An 18,914-nucleotide genomic window follows, 5' to 3' on the forward strand; every position below is an offset into this window, starting at 1 on the left:
TTTTGGTGGGAAATGAGGGGTTCGAACCCCCGACCCCCTCGGTGTAAACGAGGTGCTCTGAACCAGCTGAGCTAATTTCCCTTCTGCTGTACTCTATTTGTATCAAATACGAGCTGAGTAAGCTCTTTCCCGTTTTGCAAAGTTACCTTCGTTTTGGGATTGCAAATATACACCCTTAAATCAGTTTTGCAAAAATATTTTCAACTATTTTATGATAATATATCTTCCAGAACCTGATGTGAGCGGATTTCTCCAAAAGAAGCTGTGTGTAAGGTATAGTAAATCAGTATTTTATCAAGGATTCTACGACGGGTTTTATTATCTAATTTTATTTCAATTATTTTTTCGAAAGGCAAAATAAATAGTGAAATAAAGAGTGCTGCGTCGTCCTTATCGATAAAATGTGGGTGTACGGGAGGTAAAGATTTAAACTCTCCTTCTTGTAAATCGAAATAACTTTGGTCACTTTTGGTCTGTGAACTTGGTGCAAAACCGAGGTAACGCGATAATTTCAACAGAAAAGCCAGGTGAAAATTCACATTTGTACCCTGAGATTCATCAAACCAGCAGACCGCATTAAAGATAAAATCAAATAAATACTCGTCGGTCATCTGCTGACGGATGCTTTTATACAGCACTTCATTCAGGAACATGGCCATTGTACTTTTCAGAATGTCGTAAGGAATACTGCTAAAAATAGGAGATGGTCTCAGTTCAGAAATGCGTTGGATGCTGGAGTTTACTTTATGGTAAACCACCATATCTACCAGATGCAGGGGCTGCAGCATGTTCATTCTGATCTTTGCCTTCGGTTTTTTCACCCCGTTGATCAGGTAAGACTGCATGCCAAATTTCTCGGTAAACATTTGTACCACCACACTGCTCTCACTGTACAGTGTCGTTTTTAATACGATTCCACGTGTTTTATGCAGCATAATAGATTTTTGGCAGGAAAATGATCAATCCAATCAGAACAGCCGCAAAGGCTGCAATCAGCACTGCTCCGGCAGCCACATCTTTAATGATTTTTGCTTTTGGATGGATATCCGGGGAAACCAAGTCTACCAGTACTTCTATGGTGGTATTGAACAATTCTGAGCTCAATACAATCCCTGAAGCTGCTATAATCCAAAGCCATTCAGAGGAATCCAGCTGATAATACCATCCGGCAATGCCGACCAGCATCAGCACCACTACATGAAATCTGAAATTAAATTGGCTTTTGCTGGCGTAAGCGATTCCAGAAAACGCATAACCAAAACTCTTGATAAATTTAGTCATAGCTCCGGTACAAATTCTATTTTGTAACCTTACAAAGTACGTCATGCTTTACTGGATTTCCAATTATTAAATGCGCCATCTTGCTTTTAGTCGCAAATTGATGGAGAGGTCTCAGTGATGTTGGATCCGATTGCATAAATGTAGAAGATGATTTAATCCCGGTCGAAAATTAAAATAAGCTTACCTTTGGCGATCATTTAGCCGAAGGTAATGTCAATAGAGAAAAACGAGTTACACCCAAGAAACAAGCACCGTTCCAGGTATGATTTTCCGGAACTAATTAAAACATTGCCGGAATTACGTCCTTTTGTGGCGGTCAATCCATACGGTGATGAGTCCATAGATTTTTCAAATCCCATGGCGGTGAGGTTGTTGAATCAGGCGTTACTGAAACATTTCTATCAGATAGACTATTGGGATATTCCTGAAGGATACCTTTGTCCGCCGATTCCAGGAAGAGCAGATTATGTGCATTACCTGGCAGATTTATTGGCTTCCGTAAATGCTGGGGCTGTTCCTCAGGGCGGAAAAATTAAAGGCCTCGATATTGGTATCGGCGCCAATTGTATTTACCCCATCATTGGACATCAGGAATATGGATGGTCATTTGTAGGCTCTGATGTAGATTCTTACGCAATAAAGTCTGCTAAAAACTTAGCTACGATTAATCCAGCTTTATTGGCTTCCGTATTTCCAAGATTACAAGCGCATAAAAATCAGATTTTTAAAGGCATATTGAAACCGGGAGAGCTCTTCGATTTCACAATGTGTAATCCACCATTCCATGCTTCAGCGGAAGAGGCAAGAGCAGGATCACAAAGAAAAGTGAGGAATTTAGGTACGCAGAGAGGTAAAATTCCTGTGTTGAATTTCGGTGGACAGCAGGCTGAATTGTGGTGTGACGGTGGGGAAGTTGGTTTCATCAGAAAAATGATTCAGGAAAGTGAAACCATCGGGAAACAATGTTTTTGGTTTACCACACTGGTTTCTAAAAGCATGCATCTTCCTTTTATCTATACTGCTTTGGATAAAGTTAATCCGGTACAAATTAGAACAATAGAGATGGCACAAGGACAGAAGATCAGCCGTTTTCTGGCCTGGACATTTTTAACTATTGAGGAGCAGGAGCGTTGGAAGGCTGATCGCTGGTCTCAAAAGAAATAAGTACTGCGGCTTTTTTATTTTTGAAAGCGCCGATCGGCGCTTTCGTTTCTATATGTTTAAAGAATAACGCATCACTTTCTTTGAAGCGGTTTTTCACCATGCAATAAAGGTGAAGACATTTGATCCAATTCAGGGCAGTGGCTTTATCTTTCCATATTTCAGGATATAAATAAACCTCATTTCCCTCAATACGGATGATGTTTTTCTCTTCCAGTTCTTTTACATTGGCAATAATCTTTGCCGTTTGTGCGGCTAGATTTGCCGTATTTTGAACTTTCTTTTTTGCGTAAATCATGTGCTTAAGATTCTAGAAGTAAAGTATCGTCTTCATCATCGGTCAGGCTCAGTTGAATGGTGTCTGTACCGGCAATTCCTTCGATTGAGCCACGGATATGTGCGGCATTTAACATCACTTTTTCCAATTGTTTCTCTCTCGCTTTCCACATTTTCTCCATGGCATCACGTTCTTTCTGAATCGATAACTTCATGCTCATAAATCCTTCTCTGATTGCTTTCCACTGTTCAGAAAACTCGTTGCTGGTCAGGTAATCGTATAGCATGTGCATCTTATCACCACGGTTTTCCTGTGATTTGGCTGCAGAAAACAATTTCACAATACCATCCCTAAGGATGTAAGAAACTGCTTTTACCTCATCAAATGAACAGATCCATACGCCGTCCTTTTCACCAAAGCAATCCATTCCTTTCGGATAGCACTGGGTCACAATTACGGCTACATCTACACCCATGCTGCGCATGTCTTTCTTTAATTTCTCTATCCATTCTATAGAGAAATCCTTGGTACGCTTACTTTCATAAATGATTTTCCCACATTCCTGACCAAATTGATTCCTCACATGGTGAACGCAATCTGCACCTCTTACCCCCTTACCAACTTCGGTAATCAGGTCAAAGGGGAAGGCATTGCGCAATAATTCCTCAAGAATCAACTCCTGAACTTCTCCCTGTAATTGCATAGATCCTTGTTCCGCCTTGCGCTTCATTTCTTCCGCCAGCTTTTTCTGATCATCCAATTGTTTCTCCAGCTCTTTGACGCGGAGTTGGTGCTCGGTATCTTTAAGGTTGTTTTTTTCTGTTTCTTGTTTCCTGATCTGCTCCACCATTTCGGCACGCTGCTCCTGAAGTTTCCGATGCAGCTGCAGCTCCATCTCTTCTTCTTTCTCCTTCATTGCTTTTTCTTTCATCAGGAAATCCAGCTCTTTGGAACGTGCAAGCTTTAACTTTTCTTCCGCTTCCTTCTGGGCATTGTCCATCATGGCGAGTTTGTTCTCGAAATCACTTGCAATACTCTTCCTCAGCGTTTCCTCGATAGCTGTTTGCAGCATCTTCTTTTCTTCTGCCAACTGTTTCTCAAAAGCCTGGGCCTGCAGTTTTTGCTGCTGCTCATAAACCTGTTCCTGGTCTTTTTGCTGCTGTGTTAACTTGCTGAGCTTCTGTTGGTATTCTTCATCCTTTTGCTTTGTAAAAGTGACCATCTTTTCTCTGAGCTCTTTTTTATACTCCTCCGCCATCACTTCTTCTATTGGAAAAGTATGGGCACAATTCGGACATTTTATTTCTGTTGACATATTTTATCGTTGATGGAGGGTGATAAATAAACTTTCTGCAAACTTCATAGATACATTTCTGGCTTCCTGATCTGAGATCTGAATGCTCATAGAACCGTCGAAATCTATGCGTTCTAATACTTTTATAGGGGTTCCAATGGTAATTTCCAGTTTTTCCAGGTATTGCAGGAATACGGTAGAAGTATCTTTTACCGCGACTACCCAGCAAACTTCCTCTTCTTGCACTTCAGAAAGCAGGATTTTTTCCACTTTAGGCATATCGCCATTGGCTTTTGGAATGGGATCGCCATGTGGATCAAATTCAGGGAAGCCCAGAAATTCTTCTAACTTATCCACCAGCTTATTGGATTGGATATGCTCTAACTGTTCCGCGACCTCATGGACCTCATCCCAACTAAAATCCAGCTTCTCGTAAAGAAAAGTTTCCCATAACCGGTGCTTTCTTAAAATGGCAATCGCTTGCTGTTTTCCAGAATCAGTCAGTAAGATCTTTCCGTATTTCTTATAGCTGACCAATTCTTTTTCTTTCAACTTTTTCAGCATATCCGTGGCGGTGGCAGGCTTTACACCTAAATGGGCTGCCATTTCATTGGTGCCAGCTTCAGGCTTGTCCTCATTCTGAAAACTTAATTTCAGTAAGGCTTTTAAATAGTTTTCTTCCGTATAAGATAGCATGGAACAAATATAAAACAATAAATCTCAAATAACATTTGTTAGGTTAGTCTAACTTTTATAGTTTTGTATTGTTTTGTTAGTCTAACTTTTTGATTTAAGTATATATGAAAATAATTTTTACAAGATCCTTTGTCTTTATTTTGTTTTTACTCTGCAGTTTAGCGGTCGCCGCACAAACGGGTACTATCCGTGGAAGGGTGATTTCGGAAGGAAGTCCGCTTCCACAAGTCAATATTAGTATTGGGCAGCCGGCTATAGTGACCACTACCGATAGTGCTGGTTTTTATGAATTAACCTCATTAAAAGCGGGGGGGTATAAAGTTCAGGCCTCTGCAGTAGGTTTCAAGAAGATGTTTAAAAGCGTTGTTTTGAAACCGGAAGAAACGCTGCGGTTGGATTTCGACCTCAGTAATTTTCAAAACGACCTGAATGAAGTTGTGGTTACCGGTACGCTAAAAGAGGTGAACAGATTGGAAAGCCCAGTGCCAGTAGAGGTGTACACGCCTGCGTTTTTTAGGAAAAATCCAACACCTAGTATTTTTGATGCCCTGCAAAATGTGAATGGGGTAAGGCCACAGCTGAACTGCAATATTTGTAACACCGGAGACATCCATATCAATGGATTAGAAGGCCCTTATACGATGATTTTGATTGATGGGATGCCAATTGTAAGTAGCTTATCGACGGTGTACGGCCTTTCTGGAATTCCAAATTCTCTGGTAGAGCAGATCGAGATTGTAAAAGGGCCGGCCTCCTCTTTATATGGAAGTGAAGCCGTTGGAGGATTGATCAATATCATTACTAAGAAACCTCAAAATGCACCCTTGTTTACTGCCGATATCTTTGGAACTACTTATCAGGAGTTTAATGCAGATCTTGGGTTGAAAACTAAACTGGGTACCGCGACTGCATTAACAGGTGTTAATTATTATAAATTCGGGAATGTGGTAGACCATAACCACGATAATTTCACCGATGTAACTTTGCAGGATCGCATCTCCATTTTTCAGAAATGGAATTTTGAACGTAAAGATAACAGGTTGTTTACTGTTGCAGGTCGATATTTGTATGAGGATCGTTGGGGTGGGGAAACAAATTGGAATAAATCCTACCGGGGCGGCGATGAGGTGTATGGCGAAAGTATTTATACCAAAAGATGGGAATTGATTGGAAATTATCAATTGCCTGTTAAAGAGAAAATGTTTTTTGCCTTCTCTTTTAATAACCATGACCAGGATAGCCGATATGGTGATAAATCCTATATCGCCAGTCAAAAAGTAGGATTTGGTCAGCTGACCTGGGATAAAAAGATCAGCAATCATGATTTATTGATCGGAGCGGCTATGCGCTATACCTATTATGACGACAATACGCCGGCAACGGAGCTGAATAATCCCGCAAAAAATATCTGGCTACCCGGTGTTTTTATACAGGATGAAATCCGTTTGAGTGCTAAACATTCAGTTCTGGCAGGTTTCCGCTACGATTATAATTCTCTTCATGGTAATATTTTAACGCCAAGAGCGGCTTATAAATGGAAGCTGAACGATCTGAATATCCTTCGTTTAAATGCCGGAACCGGCTTTAGGGTGGTAAATATCTTTACCGAAGACCATGCCGCATTAACCGGTGCCAGGGATGTGGTCATTGCCGCAAAACTCAAACCTGAAAAAACGTATAATGTAAACCTGAATTTCCTAAGGAAAATGTACGCCAATGATGGGACATATTTTGGAATTGAAACCTCCGCATTTTATACACATTTCAATAACCGGATTATTGGAGATTTTGATACTGATCCGAATAAGATCATCTACGATAATCTTGATGGTTATGCCCTGAGTAAAGGCTTTACCGCAAATTTCGATATGGCTTTAAATAACGGTTTAAAAGTAGTTATAGGCGCTACCTACCAAGATGTAGCCACCTACGAACATGGCATCAAAAAACAGCAGATCCTGACGGAAAAATTTTCCGGAAATTGGGCAGTTTCGTATAAAATCAGAGCGCTGGATTTAGGAATTGATTATACCGGTAATGTCTACAGTCCAATGCGCCTGCCATTACTTGGTCCTCTAGATCCGAGGGAGGAATTTTCTCCGACCTGGAGCATCCAGAATATCCAGTTTACCTATAGTGGGTTTCAGCGTTTTGAACTTTATGGCGGTATAAAAAACCTGCTGAACTGGACACCAAACCGCGGAAATCCTTTTATCATCGCCGGAGCAAATGATCCTTTTGATAAAAATGTGGTTTATGACGACCATGGTAAAGTAAAACCCACAGAAAGTAATCCTTATGCCTTAACCTTTGACCCGAATTATGTGTACGGGCCAAATCAAAATATCCGTGGTTTTTTTGGCATCAGGTATACCATAAAATAGTACGAATAGTTTAACTTTATGGCATGATCTACTACTCGACCTATCAGGCAGCAAGGGTGATTGCCCCAAAAGTTGAAGCTATTTTTGCAGCACATCTTTCTGCTGCCCGGGAAAGTGGAGAGGATGATCTGGCGCCATTGCCTACTGCAAATGTGGTTGAAGCGATCATTGACGCTACTTTCTGGGCTAGTTTGCGCAAAGAGGAGGGTCATTCACCAAAGATTTCTTTGGCTTATCTTCCTCCTCAGCAGGCAGGAAATCCACTGCTTTTCAAACACCGACTGCCTTTAAGCGCGGGAATTCTAACTAAAATCGCACCTGGTGTGGAAAGAGCAGGAATTCACCTGGGGGTATGGATGGAAGATGATGAGCTTTTTATCTGGGGAACTACAGTAAGCATTCCTAATTTCTGCTTTGTACTCGATGTTTCTGAACCGGCTTTGTTGGTGATCAAACACCGCCGGATCTACGGATTTGGCAAGTTTACCAATATCGCTGTGCTCAAAGGAGATCAGGTGAAAATGGTAGAGGAAAACAATACCGATATGAGGGATTGTCCGCCGATGCTGCTTTCCCTGCTCGACCTTACCGCACCCTCTTATTGGAATGATTCGGTGAATGTGATGATTCAGCTTGCCGTTTCTATGCGGAGCCATGGACGAGGCGGAACCTTGCTAATCGTGCCAAATGAGACCAATCACTGGCTGCAATCTATTATCAAACCAATTCAGTACTATGTACAGCCGGCCTTTACAGGGCTTTCTAAATTACTGCAGCAAGACCGTAAAGAAGCGAGTCAGATTTTTTGGCAAACCGCCCTTAAGCGGGAAGTAGAACATTTGGCAGGTTTAACCGCTGTGGACGGTGCTACTGTGATCAGCAATGATTATGAGCTTTTAGCTTTTGGGGCTAAGATCGGCCGGGCGAAAGGAAAGGATAATATTGACGAAATTTCTTTCTCAGAACCGATTAAAGGTGGAGATGCTATTGTAGTTCATCCTACAAAAGTAGGTGGAACAAGACATCTTTCTGCCGCTCAGTTTGTTCATGACCAAAGAGATGCGACGGCATTAGTGGCCTCTCAGGATGGTCATTTTACCATTTATAGCTGGTCTGTCAGACAGGATAGGGTGCAGGCTCACCGGATTGATACCTTGTTGCTGTAATTCTTTATGGTAAAAAAGCTGAATGATCTTTTCTAAACGGATTTTGACCGCATAAAAAAAGCGTACAATAAGTACGCCTCAAAAATTAATTAATCTCTGTTTCTCCCCGATTTAGGAAAAAACAATCGCTCCAATAATCGTTGCCAGCAGCAAAAAGATCAGCACGATCCGATCTGCATTGATCCACTCTCTTTGCGTCAATGCCTTTTCAGTCTTTTCTTTCTTTTGCCTTGCAAAAACATGAAATATGGAAAACGATTTACTTAACATAGGTAGATGTTTTTCTTAGATATGCTTGATTTAATGCAAACTGCGAGCCAAACTTGCGGATAAATGTTGGAATGTTCATAAATTGTACTTTTCATTGATTTTTACATTTATTTAGTTCGTTTTTACACTCATTATCAGGTGTTTGGTGTGGTGTTTCCATTTGTACTGTACTCTTTTTAAGCTTTTTCTATAAATCTGTTGTTTTAATTGCTCATGAAAATAATGTCGCTGATTTTCAGCTATTTATGTGTTATATTTGTTTTTATATAGTACTATGCATTGCATATTACTATATAAAACACATAACTTTGAATTATGATAGCAGAAAATACACAAACACAAATGCGAAAGGGCATACTGGAATACTGTGTGCTCCTGATCATATCCAGAGGAGAGATCTATGCTTCTGATATTATCGCAGAATTAAAGTTGGCAAAATTGCTGGTGGTGGAAGGTACTTTGTATCCTTTGTTAACACGTTTGAAGAACAACGGCTTGTTGAGTTACAATTGGGTCGAATCGACTTCCGGGCCACCCAGAAAATACTACGTGTTAACCGAAGAAGGAAAAGCCATCCTTGGTCAGCTGGACCATACCTGGCAGGAATTGGCTTACGCCATCAATACCTCTAAAAAAGGAACATCTATGGAATCCGAAACCCAAATAAACCTAACCAAATCATGAAGAAGACTTTAAATATAAATATTGGCAACTCCATCATCCATCTGGAAGAAGATGCCTATGAGACGCTCACTGTTTACTTGAATGAAGTAAAACACCATTTTGCAAAAAATGCAGACGATTTCGAGATCGTAACGGACATAGAGAACAGGATTGCAGAGATGTTTGGAGAGCTATTGACGCAGCAGCAAAAGCAAGTAATCGATATTCAGGATGTGCAGTCGGTGATCGCCCAGATGGGTTCCGTTAAAGACTTTGAAAATTCGGAAGAGCAGGACGAAATACCGGGTAATCCGCAGCAGGCCATGCCCCCTCATGATGGGATAAAGAAATTGTTCCGTGATACGGATCAGGCTATGATCGCTGGTGTATGTGTTGGATTGGGACATTACCTGAATATCGAAGCACGCTGGGTGCGTTTGGCGGCATTGCTTTCCATCTTTATGGGTGGTTCAGGAATTTTAATTTACCTGATCATGTGGATCGTAATTCCTAAAGCAGAAAGCAAGTCTGATAAAATGGCTATGAGGGGAGAAGAAGCTAATTTGCGAGGTTTTATGAACAGTCACCAGAATCCTTTGGTAAAACAATCCCGTGGTTTTCTTGCCGAGTTCTTTGAGTTTCTTGGGAACTTTATCAATGGCACTGGAAAGGCTGCGCTTAAATTGGTGGCTACTGCCATCGTCATCTTCGGTTCCTTTTTACTGCTAATGCTGATCATCAGTCTGGCGGGCGTATTTGGAGTATGGGATGCAGATGTCTACTCTTATTTCCCTTTCAGTATCATCAATGAAGCTTATTTCAGCAAAATGATCCTCGCTGTTTTTGTGGTTTTCCTGATTCCAATCCTGGCACTGGTACTGTTTTCTATCCGGGTTGCTTTTAATGGCAAACCCATCCATAAAACAGTTTCTTTTGGCTTATTGGTGATTTGGCTGGCAGGTGTTGCGGTGTCAGTATTTTACATTGCTAAAGTAAGTGCTGAGTTTAAGGAAAGCGCGGAATTTGCACAGGTAAAGGAATTGGTGCCTCATCAGACGCTGGTATTGTCTGTTGATAAAACCAGGTTCTTCACGAAAGAAGACAGCTTGAACTACAAGATTGATCCGGTCAATTATAAAGGTCGCAGAATCTTAAAAGATGGCCGTGGGCCAATGGATCAGCCAAGAAATATGAACCTTAGACTAGAGAAAAGTGAGAACGGAAAAATGACGCTTTCGGAAAACTACAGTGCTATGGGGAAAACATTTGAGATGGCTTTGAAAAACGCGCAGAACATACATTATGATTTTCAGCAGCGCGATTCGGTATTGAATTTTAGTTCTGGTTTACAGCTGTTGAAGAAGGCGAATTATCGTGCTCAGGAAGTGCAGTTGGTTTTAAACATACCAGTGGGTACTCATTTAAAGATCAATCGCAATTTGAGAGAATACTTAACCGGGCACAATTACTGGGATTGTTATGCGGATGACAGCAAGGAGTTTTCGGAATGGGTGATGACCGAGAACGGATTAGAATGTCTGAGTGAACGTATAGACGATCACTCAGACGAATAAGTCTTATTATTTTACGGAGTAGCGGTAGACAAAGCGGCTTAAATTACCGAATTTGTCTACCCCTTCAATTACTGCTTTATACGTTCCTCTGCCATCGGCATTCCAATAGTCTAATACCAATGGTGCAGAACCATTAAAATTCACTTTAGGGTTCCAATAAATAGTGGTTCTCAGGTCGTTGAAGTTATAGGTGTTTGCAGGATTGATATATTTAGGCATATAAAATTCGCGCTGTTTGCTGAATCCTTTCGGGTTAAATTTAAGCATGTTTTCCTTAGGAAGGATTTTCTTTAAATCAGCAAGGCTCATCGTGCTTTTCACTACTTTTTTAGTGTTTACTACCAGTACACCATTCGTGTTGTACATCCTGTTGATCGTACCCAGATCGTCTTTTGTGAAGACCTCTACAGATTCTACTTCTTTCGGATTTACCCCTAATAATGCCATATAATCCAGGGCCATTCCATTGATAAATATTTGTACTGGAACCCTGCTGCCGGATTGGTAATCACGGGTCACATAGAAATTGTTCTCAAAATACGTTAAACCCATGGCCATTGTCTGTAAACATAAGGCCAGAGAATTGCAGTCCTTTAACCGGTCTCCATCAATTACTGTGGCATTGATAGAACTTAAGCCAGAAAGACTTGGATGGTCTGCATGACTCGGTCTTTTCACTTTAGCACCTTCAATTTTTACCTCTTTTAAGGTACGTAAGAAGTTGTATTGTTTCTTGCTATTGTTCAGGTAAGCAGATAAAGTACTGTCGATATTGTCTGCAGATCCAACATGGCTGATGTTCTTTCCTACATCGGGTAATGGAGAGCCATCCAGTAAAATCATCAGATTAGAACCATTGGTGCTATATTTTGCATTAATCAGCACTTCTGAAGAATCTGGAATAACCAGGTTTCCAAAAGCAAAAATACCCGAAGGGCTGGTAATCGCTTCTGCAGAAATACTTGTCCCAGGAACCGTTAAACGTAGCGCACCCTTTCTTACTGGCATCCCTGTACGATCTCTCAATGTGCCTGTAATGCGCATATCTTGCTCTGGTAATAAAGTGATTGATGCAGGTTTACCTGTTAGCAGTTCTTTCATGGCAAATCTGCGGAAGCCCTGTGTTAACAGGAGCAGGTCTAAATCTGCCAGCTTTTTCTCATCTGGTTTAGTGAAATAGTAATTCGGTTTTTCCACATAACCTTGTAGGTCTGAAGTTAATAAAAGAGAGCTCAATATGGTAGTTTCTGAATCTTCATCAACCGGAACCTTCGTTTCGTCGGTTACGGATACAGAGTAAGTGCCTTCTAAAGGTTGTGTCGCATTTTTAGGAATCACACTTAGTTTTACTTTTTGCCTTGGTTTATAGGTTGGCAAATCTGTTTTAAGGCTCAGATTCTCCTGTGTAGGATAATTGAATGCCAGACGTTCATTTAGCGGTTCTCCATTTTCAGCAATCAAAGTCACCTGTACGATTCCCGCTGGGAATTTTTCTTTAGGAATCTTTGCCGAGTTCACCTGTGTGGCCAGACGTGTTTTTGCGGCGTAATAGATGATCCCGCCTTGTGTACCTATAATAAAAAAGGTCTTTCCTTTATTTTGCTCAAAATATGGATCATTGGCAAGGATCTTCAGATTGAAATTAACTGGATCAGTATTGGTGATCTGGGTAATGATTCCTGAAGTATTTGCCTTTGGCAGATCAAAAGATTTCGTGCTGCCATCTTTGAAAGTCACATTCGCTTTATAAGTTTTTCCAGCTTCTGTGTTCAGGTAGAAGGAGCCCATTCCTAAAGCATTAGAGCTGAAGGAAGCCAAATTATTTCCTGCGTTATCGGTAATGTTTCCGGTTAATGGTGCAGCAAGGCCCTTTGCATTCAGGGATTTGAAACTCATCCTTACGGCCAGTCCATTGACCAATTCTCCACCTTCCGGGAAAAATTGGAGGTCATTGTCTGATTTAACCGGTCTTAAAGGGAAAGAGGAAGTCAGGATTTCTTTTTCTGTCAGGCTGAGGTCTGTGATCAACTCTCCATTGGTAATGAGCTCATTTTTTCTGGGCTCAATTTTGATTTTCAAAATTCCATTCTGATCTGTTGTCCCTTTTCCTTTACTTACCGTCTCATAATTAGAAATGACCCTCCAGTTCACTACTTTATTCGCCTGTACCACTTTATCCGCATTCTTAAATTGAATAATCGCGTTGATGCTTTGGCTTTTATCAGTTTGGGTGCTGGTATAATTGAAGTGGGTGATCAGTTGCTTTTCTATCGCTTCACCAATTGGAATGGTCTTTTTGAAAAAATACTGATCGCTAAAATTCAGCATCCATACTGTATAAGCCCTGATGAAATAGTTACCTTGTTTATAATTTCCAGGGGTTAATGGAATGTTTCCAGCAGCCACACTGTTTGTGGTTGGTAGTTTTAAAGTTTCTACCAATGAATCTCTTTCATTGATCACATCCACATAGACAATTTTACTGAGCTGCGATGGAATATTTTGCTCCATAGTCAGGTAAGCTTTAAACCAGATTGTATCCGCAACACTATAATAGGGCTTGTCGAAATGTAGGTACACTTTCTCTATAGGCTGTTCGTCGGAAAGTTTTTTGGTTTTGCTAATGATGTTGTTTAAAACAACACTGTCCTGTTGTGCATTTGCAGAAAAGTGCAAAGTGGTGGATAGCAAAAGAAAGGCAATAACGAAGTTTATCAGTTTCATCAAAATAGTTAAAAACGGTTAATATGGCTAATATATTCATTTATGGAGGGAATAGCCTTATGCTGAGTGATGTTTAACATATTTTTACATTTAAAAAAGGCGAAAGGAAGCAGAGTTTCTTTTTTGTAAATGTGGATTGTTTAATTGATTAAAGTGCTGATTGACTATAACTTAACAAGTTGTTATGGGCTTATCCACATAATTGTGTGGATAAGCGAGGTATTTATGGATTACTGATGTGGAAAAACTCGAAAATGTAGGGGATTTTTAAAGGATATACACATTTAATTTTTGTTCTTACCATAGGTTTTGGAGGAGAATGTGAGTTATGTAAGACTTTAAGTTGCTGTATTTATGATGATTAACAAGTTACTCACATTAGGTTGTTCACATTTGATTGTGGATAAGATCTGATGCTGTGGATAAACCACAGTTTTAGGCATAAAAAAACGCCTCTGTTTGCTGTTAAAGCATACAGAGGCGTCTCTTAGATAGATTTAACAGCTTTTAACTGTTAATAACCTTCCTTATTTAAATTCAATCAGGAAATCAGACATTGGAGTACGTACCTTTTTTAGGTTCACTAACCAGTCGCCAGTTTCTGATCTATATCCTAGAGGTAACAAAGTTGTGCTGCGCAATCCTCTTTCTTTTAATCCTAACAATTCATCTAATTGAGCAGGATCAAAGCCTTCCATTGGAGTCGCATCTACTTTCAATAAAGCGGCTTCTGCCAAAGCCACGCCGAAGCCAATGTAGGCTTGTTTTGCAGCATGATGGAAATTCTCTTCCGGTGTTTTTGCGGTATACATACCAATCAATCTGTTCAGGTAATCCGCATTGGCATCTGCTGGTAAACCACGCTCTATATTGCCTTGAGTAAATATGTGTCTGATGTTCTCTTCTGTATAGTTATCCCATGCTGCAAAAATCAACAGGTGTGAAGAATCTGTAATCTGCTCCTGACCAAAAGCTATCGCTTTGATTTTTTCTTTTAATTCCTGGTTAGTCACTACAATTACTTTGAATGGCTGTAAACCAGAAGAAGTAGGTGCAAGATGTGCAGCTGCAACAATCTGATCAACTTTATCTTGCGAAACTTTTTCGCCATTCATTTTCTTAGTGGCATAACGCCAGTTTAATGCTTCAATTAAGCTCATAATATATCTTTTATAATAAATATTCTTTTTCTTAGGCGTTAGTTATATAGCAACCAAATAAATAACACTGTTAGCAAATGTACGCATGTTACTATAATCTGTATTCATCTTTCTGGCTTTTTACTTTTAGATGATACTCGTTTATACCCAGACTGTACACTGTTATTCCTGATAGTTGTAAAATAACATTTGGATTATTTTAGTTAATTAACTAAACTCGTTAATTATTATGCAAGCATAGCTAATTTACTAAAACTCTATCTTACTATTATTGTTTAATAATTACCAATTTAATTCTAACCATATATGAAAAAGATTTTACTTAGTTGCTTGCTGGCCGTGCCCGTTCTGGGCTATTCCCAGTCTTTTCAGGTCAACCTGCAAGGACAAAAACAAACTGCCATGGGCGGGGCGGGGACAGGGCTGGCCTTAGATGAAGCCGCAGTGTTTTTCAACCCAGGTGCCGTATCCTTTCTGAAAAAGAATGGTGTACAGGCTGGAATCTCTCCATTGTACCTGAAAACAGCCTTCCGTGAGAATGGTTCCAATGTCACAGAATACAATAAAGATAAGATTGCAACCCCGATTATGGGGTATGCCGTATTCGGATCTCCTGAAAACAGGCTTCGCTTTGGTCTGGGAATTTACACACCTTTTGGTGGTGCCATGCACTGGAAGGAAGATTGGACCGGCAGATATTCAGTGACTTCGCTAGACTTGCAAGCCATTTATATCCAGCCAACCTTAAGTTTAAAGATTACTGATCACATCGGTATTGGTGGTGGTCTGGTTTATTCATTAGGAAAAGTAGACCTGAGAAAGGCCTTGCCTTATACCTTAAATGACGGCCGACAAGCTTCTGCAAAACTAAAAGGAGATGCTAAAGATTTTGGATGGAATGCAGGTATTTATGTGGAAACTGTATCTGGAGTCTCTATCGGGGTAACCCACCGCTCGCAGGTTACCGCAACGGTTAAAGATGGAGACGCTATTTTTGATGTACCTGATGCGATCAGAGGCCGTGTGCCTACTAAATTTGGTGCAGAACTTCCTTTACCTGCTACTACGTCACTGGGTTTAGGTTTCCATCCTTCGGATAAAACGACACTTGCCCTGGATGTGAACTGGGTACATTGGAGTAAATATAAAGAGCTGGCTTTTGATTATAACAATAATTTTGTGTCGCCTCCTTCTCCAAGAAATTACCATGATGCTGCGGCATTGCGTTTTGGTATTCAAAATCAAACCACCAATAGATTGGCTTTACGCGCTGGTATCGGCTATGCTTTTACCCCAGTAGGAAAAGGTTATGTGACGCCTGAAGTACCAGATGCGAACCGTCTTCTGCTGAGCGCAGGTATTGGGTTTAAAGCAACGGAGCGATTCAATATTGATTTCTCTTTCTTATATGAAAACGTGGAGAAAAGAAATGAAACAAATATTGAAACTCAGTTGAGCGGTGAGTTTAAAACACTGGCCTATATCCCGGGTATTTCTTTCTCTTATAAATGGTAATCCACCTCTTCAGACAAATCACAATGAACTCAAAATATATTTTTAGAAGTATGATTGCGGTCGCTATTCTTGGAATGGCCTCCTGCAAACCCGAACTAAGCACGATTACTCCATCTAAAGGAAACGCTGATTTTTCCAGATATATCGCTGTGGGTAATTCCCTTACTTCCGGTTATGCCGATAATGGGCTGTATCTGGAAGGACAGAAAAACTCTTTTCCTGAAATGATAGCTGCTCAAATGAAAACAGTTGGTGGCGGTGCTTTTTATACCCCTTTCTTTAATGAATCTCAAGCAGATGGTTCTGGATATAAGATCCTGAAAGGTTTTACCCCAGCAGGTCTGCCAATTATTGGTGATCAGAATACAAAAACCGCGGTGCGTGCGACTGCACCTACGGTATTGTTGACTAAATATGTTGGAGAAATCAACAATTATGGTGTTCCTGGAATTAAGCTGGTACATATCAATATCCCTCAATATGGTAACCTGAATAATTTCTACGAAAGAATGCTGCCAACAGATTTCCCTAATAACACGAGCACTACCTACCTGAATTTCGTGACTTCAAAACCATTTACCTTCTTTAGCATGTGGTTGGGTAACAATGATATCCTGGGTTATGCGACCTCCGGAGGGGCAAATCCTGCAGACCAGCCTACAGATAAAAATGCATTTGCCAGTTTGTATGCGGATGCAGCAAATAAGATGACCGCGAATAATGCCAAAGGTGTGGTAGCCACCATACCTGATATTTTGAAAACACCATTTTTTAATACGGTTACTTTGAATTCTCTATTGGCTGCCGTACATGTTACTGCTCCAACCATTAATACAATTTATATCAAAACAGGCAAGAATGCAACCAGAGCAGCTACTGTAAAAGACTATTTTGTATTGCCATTGTCATCAGCAAATCTTATTGGTACAGGAGCCGTTCCTTATGGTTTATTTCCTTCCAATCCAGTGGAAAGCCAATGGGTATTGGATGAAGATGAGGCTGGGATAGTTTCAGATTATGTAGCTTCTTATAATACAACAATTAAAGCTGTGGCTGCAAACAAAGGCTTAGCAGTGGTGGATGCTTTTGCATTGTTAAGAGAATATGGTGCTGGTAAAGTGGTAAATGGCGTGCCAATTAGTGCGGCTTACATCACCGGAAATCTTTTCTCTTTAGATGGGATTCACCTCACGCCAATGGGTTACGCCTTAGTCGCCAATGAATTTATCCGATCGATTAATTCGAAATATGGTTCTTCTATTCCAATTGTAGATGTAACGCGATACAGAGGGGTTAAATTCCCTTAATAAATACAGACTGAGCAACTGGTTTAGCTTTATATAAAACAGGGTGTATCATTATTTCTGATACACCCTGTTTTTTGCTAATGCCTCCCATTTAGGAGGTATACTATTGCGATGGATGAAATGTATCAAGGTTACTTCATGTCTTTTTTAAGCAAGTATTTATCTGCAAGAGGACCACTGATTTCTTTACCTTCCATGTCCAATTGTTTCAACATATTTTCTCCCACAAAATATTTACTTGGCCCATCTTTCAAGCCAATCAGTTCTACTTTTGATCCGCTCGTATCCCAGGCAAAAGTGCCATGATCTTCCGGAAAATGAGTGTCTTTACCCATATAATTGGTTTTTAGGGTATAGGTCATGTCTGAGTTTAAAGTTAGTTCTGTTTGAATGCCTTCGCAATCTGCACAAGGGGTGACGCCTTTATAAGTACCAGCCCAATCCAGTGAATTTTTTGCATTATGGGAATCGTTGATGACGGTGTCTGCTGATTTCTTTGTGCTATCGATATTGCTGGCCGTTTTTTGATCGCTGTTGCAGGCCATAAAAAACAGGGAAATGCTGGCGAGTGTTAAGATTTTCATTTTCATGGGTAGATTTTTTTAGTGTTACCTAAGGATGTACTGCCAATTAAACGAATTCATAAGGAATATGTTTGCAAAAAAAATCCCTGCCTGTTGATGTGTGATGCAATTGTTTTTACTCAATTGTACGGTTTAATTTTTTTTCAGCTTCGCCTTGAAAACCTTTTCCAGTTTCTCTAATTTAGGAAGGATGACTAACCTGCAATATGGCTGATTTCCATTCTTGTTGAAATAATCCTGATGGTAAGCTTCTGCTACATAAAACGGACCTGCTTTATCTATGGCAGTCACTACAGGTTTGCCATAAGCATTGGTCGCATTGAGTTCCTTTTTATACTTTTCAGCAATTTGTTTTTGTTCGTCATTGTGGTAAAAAACCACGGAGCGATATTGCGTACCTACATCTGCACCCTGACGATTTAATGTGGTCGGGTCATGACTTTTCCAGAATACTTCCAGCAACTCATCATATTTAATTTTTGCTGGGTCATAAGTGACCTCAATCACCTCAGCATGTCCGGTTGTTCCAGTACATACATCTTCATAACTTGGGTTTGGAACTGATCCACCTTCAAAACCCGATCTGACCGCCGTAACGCCTTCCAAACGTTGGAATAGTGCTTCTGAACACCAGAAACAGCCCATTCCAAAGGTCGCTTTCTGTAATTTCTTTGACTGTGCATCGACACTGCCAGCGGATAATAAAATTAGGATCATAATTGATAAATACTTCATGATAGTAGGGGCTAGTTGAAAACCATTCAAAATATAATACGTAAGTGTAGTGTTTATAGTTTTCTTAAAACCGTATCTATACCTAGTATTACAATCAACTGATAATTTACAGTAGCCTGTCTG

The 18,914-nt window shown here is 40.3% G+C and carries 17 protein-coding genes and 1 tRNA gene; 7 read left to right on the forward strand and 11 right to left on the reverse strand.

Features of this window, described 5'->3' with window-relative positions:
• Positions 1-3: 3 nt before the first annotated feature.
• The 3 genes from K7X70_RS12585 to K7X70_RS12595 all read right to left on the reverse strand — a co-directional run bounded on the left by K7X70_RS12585 (position 4) and on the right by K7X70_RS12595 (position 1,281).
• Positions 4-81 (reverse strand) — tRNA-Val (locus K7X70_RS12585).
• A 128-nt stretch (positions 82-209) separates the two neighbouring features.
• A complete protein-coding gene (recO, locus tag K7X70_RS12590; protein ID WP_222537425.1) occupies positions 210-935 on the reverse strand; it encodes a DNA repair protein RecO in 726 nt (241 codons plus the stop codon).
• Positions 925-1,281 (reverse strand): diacylglycerol kinase family protein, encoded by a 357-nt coding sequence (locus K7X70_RS12595; RefSeq protein ID WP_222537426.1) that lies wholly within the window; start codon positions 1,279-1,281, stop codon positions 925-927. The genes recO and K7X70_RS12595 overlap by 11 nt, the downstream gene beginning before the upstream one ends.
• 210 nt (positions 1,282-1,491) lie before the next feature.
• Between K7X70_RS12595 and rlmF the strand changes: the two genes are divergently transcribed.
• Positions 1,492-2,445, forward strand: coding sequence for a 23S rRNA (adenine(1618)-N(6))-methyltransferase RlmF (rlmF, locus tag K7X70_RS12600; RefSeq protein ID WP_222537427.1), 954 nt, complete (start codon positions 1,492-1,494; stop codon positions 2,443-2,445).
• Here the strand turns inward: rlmF and K7X70_RS12605 are convergent.
• From K7X70_RS12605 to K7X70_RS12615, 3 genes are read right to left on the reverse strand one after another with little or no spacing between them, the layout of a single operon-like run.
• Complete coding sequence (locus K7X70_RS12605) at positions 2,393-2,740, reverse strand: hypothetical protein (protein ID WP_222537428.1); 348 nt, start codon at positions 2,738-2,740, stop codon at positions 2,393-2,395. The two genes, rlmF and K7X70_RS12605, sit on opposite strands and share 53 nt — an antisense overlap.
• A 4-nt stretch (positions 2,741-2,744) precedes the next feature.
• Positions 2,745-4,034 carry a DUF2130 domain-containing protein gene (locus K7X70_RS12610; RefSeq protein WP_255607132.1) on the reverse strand — a complete coding sequence of 430 codons (1,290 nt, stop codon included), beginning with the start codon at positions 4,032-4,034 and terminating at the stop codon, positions 2,745-2,747.
• A gap of 3 nt (positions 4,035-4,037) precedes the next feature.
• Positions 4,038-4,709 (reverse strand): metal-dependent transcriptional regulator, encoded by a 672-nt coding sequence (locus K7X70_RS12615; RefSeq protein ID WP_222537429.1) that lies wholly within the window; start codon positions 4,707-4,709, stop codon positions 4,038-4,040.
• A gap of 104 nt (positions 4,710-4,813) precedes the next feature.
• Between K7X70_RS12615 and K7X70_RS12620 the strand changes: the two genes are divergently transcribed.
• Both K7X70_RS12620 and K7X70_RS12625 read left to right on the forward strand, forming a co-directional pair.
• Complete coding sequence (locus tag K7X70_RS12620; protein WP_222537430.1) at positions 4,814-7,093, forward strand: TonB-dependent receptor; 2,280 nt, start codon at positions 4,814-4,816, stop codon at positions 7,091-7,093.
• A gap of 23 nt (positions 7,094-7,116) precedes the next feature.
• Entirely contained in the window at positions 7,117-8,259 is a 1,143-nt protein-coding gene (locus K7X70_RS12625; protein ID WP_222537431.1) for a putative sensor domain DACNV-containing protein, read from the forward strand.
• A 111-nt stretch (positions 8,260-8,370) separates the two neighbouring features.
• Here the strand turns inward: K7X70_RS12625 and K7X70_RS12630 are convergent, their stop codons facing one another.
• On the reverse strand, positions 8,371-8,529 hold the full coding sequence (locus K7X70_RS12630; protein ID WP_222537432.1) for a hypothetical protein: 159 nt from the start codon (positions 8,527-8,529) through the stop codon (positions 8,371-8,373).
• 315 nt (positions 8,530-8,844) lie between these two features.
• Between K7X70_RS12630 and K7X70_RS12635 the strand changes: the two genes are divergently transcribed.
• Positions 8,845-9,213, forward strand: a complete 369-nt coding sequence (locus K7X70_RS12635; protein WP_222537433.1) for a PadR family transcriptional regulator — start codon at positions 8,845-8,847, stop codon at positions 9,211-9,213.
• Positions 9,210-10,766: a PspC domain-containing protein gene (locus K7X70_RS12640; RefSeq protein ID WP_222537434.1), complete on the forward strand. Its 1,557-nt coding sequence runs from the start codon at positions 9,210-9,212 to the stop codon at positions 10,764-10,766. Before K7X70_RS12635 ends, K7X70_RS12640 begins: the two co-directional genes overlap by 4 nt.
• 6 nt (positions 10,767-10,772) lie before the next feature.
• Here the strand turns inward: K7X70_RS12640 and K7X70_RS12645 are convergent, their stop codons facing one another.
• Both K7X70_RS12645 and K7X70_RS12650 read right to left on the reverse strand, forming a co-directional pair.
• Entirely contained in the window at positions 10,773-13,490 is a 2,718-nt protein-coding gene (locus K7X70_RS12645; RefSeq protein ID WP_222537435.1) for a carboxypeptidase-like regulatory domain-containing protein, read from the reverse strand.
• 527 nt (positions 13,491-14,017) lie between these two features.
• Positions 14,018-14,650 (reverse strand): NAD(P)H-dependent oxidoreductase, encoded by a 633-nt coding sequence (locus tag K7X70_RS12650; RefSeq protein WP_222537436.1) that lies wholly within the window; start codon positions 14,648-14,650, stop codon positions 14,018-14,020.
• 306 nt (positions 14,651-14,956) lie between these two features.
• On the opposite strand from K7X70_RS12650, the gene K7X70_RS12655 reads away from it, so the two are divergent.
• Positions 14,957-16,165 carry an OmpP1/FadL family transporter gene (locus K7X70_RS12655; protein WP_222537437.1) on the forward strand — a complete coding sequence of 403 codons (1,209 nt, stop codon included), beginning with the start codon at positions 14,957-14,959 and terminating at the stop codon, positions 16,163-16,165.
• Positions 16,166-16,188: 23 nt separating this feature from the next.
• Positions 16,189-17,472 (forward strand): SGNH/GDSL hydrolase family protein, encoded by a 1,284-nt coding sequence (locus tag K7X70_RS12660; protein ID WP_222537438.1) that lies wholly within the window; start codon positions 16,189-16,191, stop codon positions 17,470-17,472.
• Between the two features lie 131 nt (positions 17,473-17,603).
• On the opposite strand, the gene K7X70_RS12665 is transcribed toward K7X70_RS12660, so the two are convergent.
• A complete protein-coding gene (locus K7X70_RS12665) occupies positions 17,604-18,062 on the reverse strand; it encodes a copper resistance protein NlpE (protein WP_222537439.1) in 459 nt (152 codons plus the stop codon).
• Between the two features lie 126 nt (positions 18,063-18,188).
• Positions 18,189-18,773, reverse strand: coding sequence for a peptide-methionine (S)-S-oxide reductase MsrA (gene msrA / locus K7X70_RS12670; RefSeq protein ID WP_255607133.1), 585 nt, complete (start codon positions 18,771-18,773; stop codon positions 18,189-18,191).
• Positions 18,774-18,914: the final 141 nt, after the last annotated feature.

Source organism: Pedobacter polysacchareus (genome assembly GCF_019802255.1).
In the GTDB taxonomy this organism is placed as follows: Bacteria; Bacteroidota; Bacteroidia; order Sphingobacteriales; family Sphingobacteriaceae; genus Pedobacter; species Pedobacter polysacchareus.

Excerpts from the sequence above, each read along its gene's own strand:
- K7X70_RS12630 (WP_222537432.1), bottom strand. The coding sequence starts at position 8,529 with ATGTTAAGTAAATCGTTTTCCATATTTCATGTTTTTGCAAGGCAAAAG.
- K7X70_RS12635 (WP_222537433.1), top strand. The coding sequence starts at position 8,845 with ATGATAGCAGAAAATACACAAACACAAATGCGAAAGGGCATACTGGAA.
- K7X70_RS12610 (WP_255607132.1), bottom strand. The coding sequence starts at position 4,034 with ATGTCAACAGAAATAAAATGTCCGAATTGTGCCCATACTTTTCCAATA.
- K7X70_RS12645 (WP_222537435.1), bottom strand. The coding sequence starts at position 13,490 with ATGAAACTGATAAACTTCGTTATTGCCTTTCTTTTGCTATCCACCACT.
- rlmF (WP_222537427.1), top strand. The coding sequence starts at position 1,492 with ATGTCAATAGAGAAAAACGAGTTACACCCAAGAAACAAGCACCGTTCC.
- K7X70_RS12620 (WP_222537430.1), top strand. The coding sequence starts at position 4,814 with ATGAAAATAATTTTTACAAGATCCTTTGTCTTTATTTTGTTTTTACTC.
- K7X70_RS12595 (WP_222537426.1), bottom strand. The coding sequence starts at position 1,281 with ATGACTAAATTTATCAAGAGTTTTGGTTATGCGTTTTCTGGAATCGCT.
- K7X70_RS12665 (WP_222537439.1), bottom strand. The coding sequence starts at position 18,062 with ATGAAAATGAAAATCTTAACACTCGCCAGCATTTCCCTGTTTTTTATG.
- recO (WP_222537425.1), bottom strand. The coding sequence starts at position 935 with ATGCTGCATAAAACACGTGGAATCGTATTAAAAACGACACTGTACAGT.
- K7X70_RS12615 (WP_222537429.1), bottom strand. The coding sequence starts at position 4,709 with ATGCTATCTTATACGGAAGAAAACTATTTAAAAGCCTTACTGAAATTA.
- K7X70_RS12655 (WP_222537437.1), top strand. The coding sequence starts at position 14,957 with ATGAAAAAGATTTTACTTAGTTGCTTGCTGGCCGTGCCCGTTCTGGGC.
- msrA (WP_255607133.1), bottom strand. The coding sequence starts at position 18,773 with ATGATCCTAATTTTATTATCCGCTGGCAGTGTCGATGCACAGTCAAAG.
- K7X70_RS12625 (WP_222537431.1), top strand. The coding sequence starts at position 7,117 with ATGATCTACTACTCGACCTATCAGGCAGCAAGGGTGATTGCCCCAAAA.
- K7X70_RS12605 (WP_222537428.1), bottom strand. The coding sequence starts at position 2,740 with ATGATTTACGCAAAAAAGAAAGTTCAAAATACGGCAAATCTAGCCGCA.
- K7X70_RS12650 (WP_222537436.1), bottom strand. The coding sequence starts at position 14,650 with ATGAGCTTAATTGAAGCATTAAACTGGCGTTATGCCACTAAGAAAATG.
- K7X70_RS12640 (WP_222537434.1), top strand. The coding sequence starts at position 9,210 with ATGAAGAAGACTTTAAATATAAATATTGGCAACTCCATCATCCATCTG.
- K7X70_RS12660 (WP_222537438.1), top strand. The coding sequence starts at position 16,189 with ATGAACTCAAAATATATTTTTAGAAGTATGATTGCGGTCGCTATTCTT.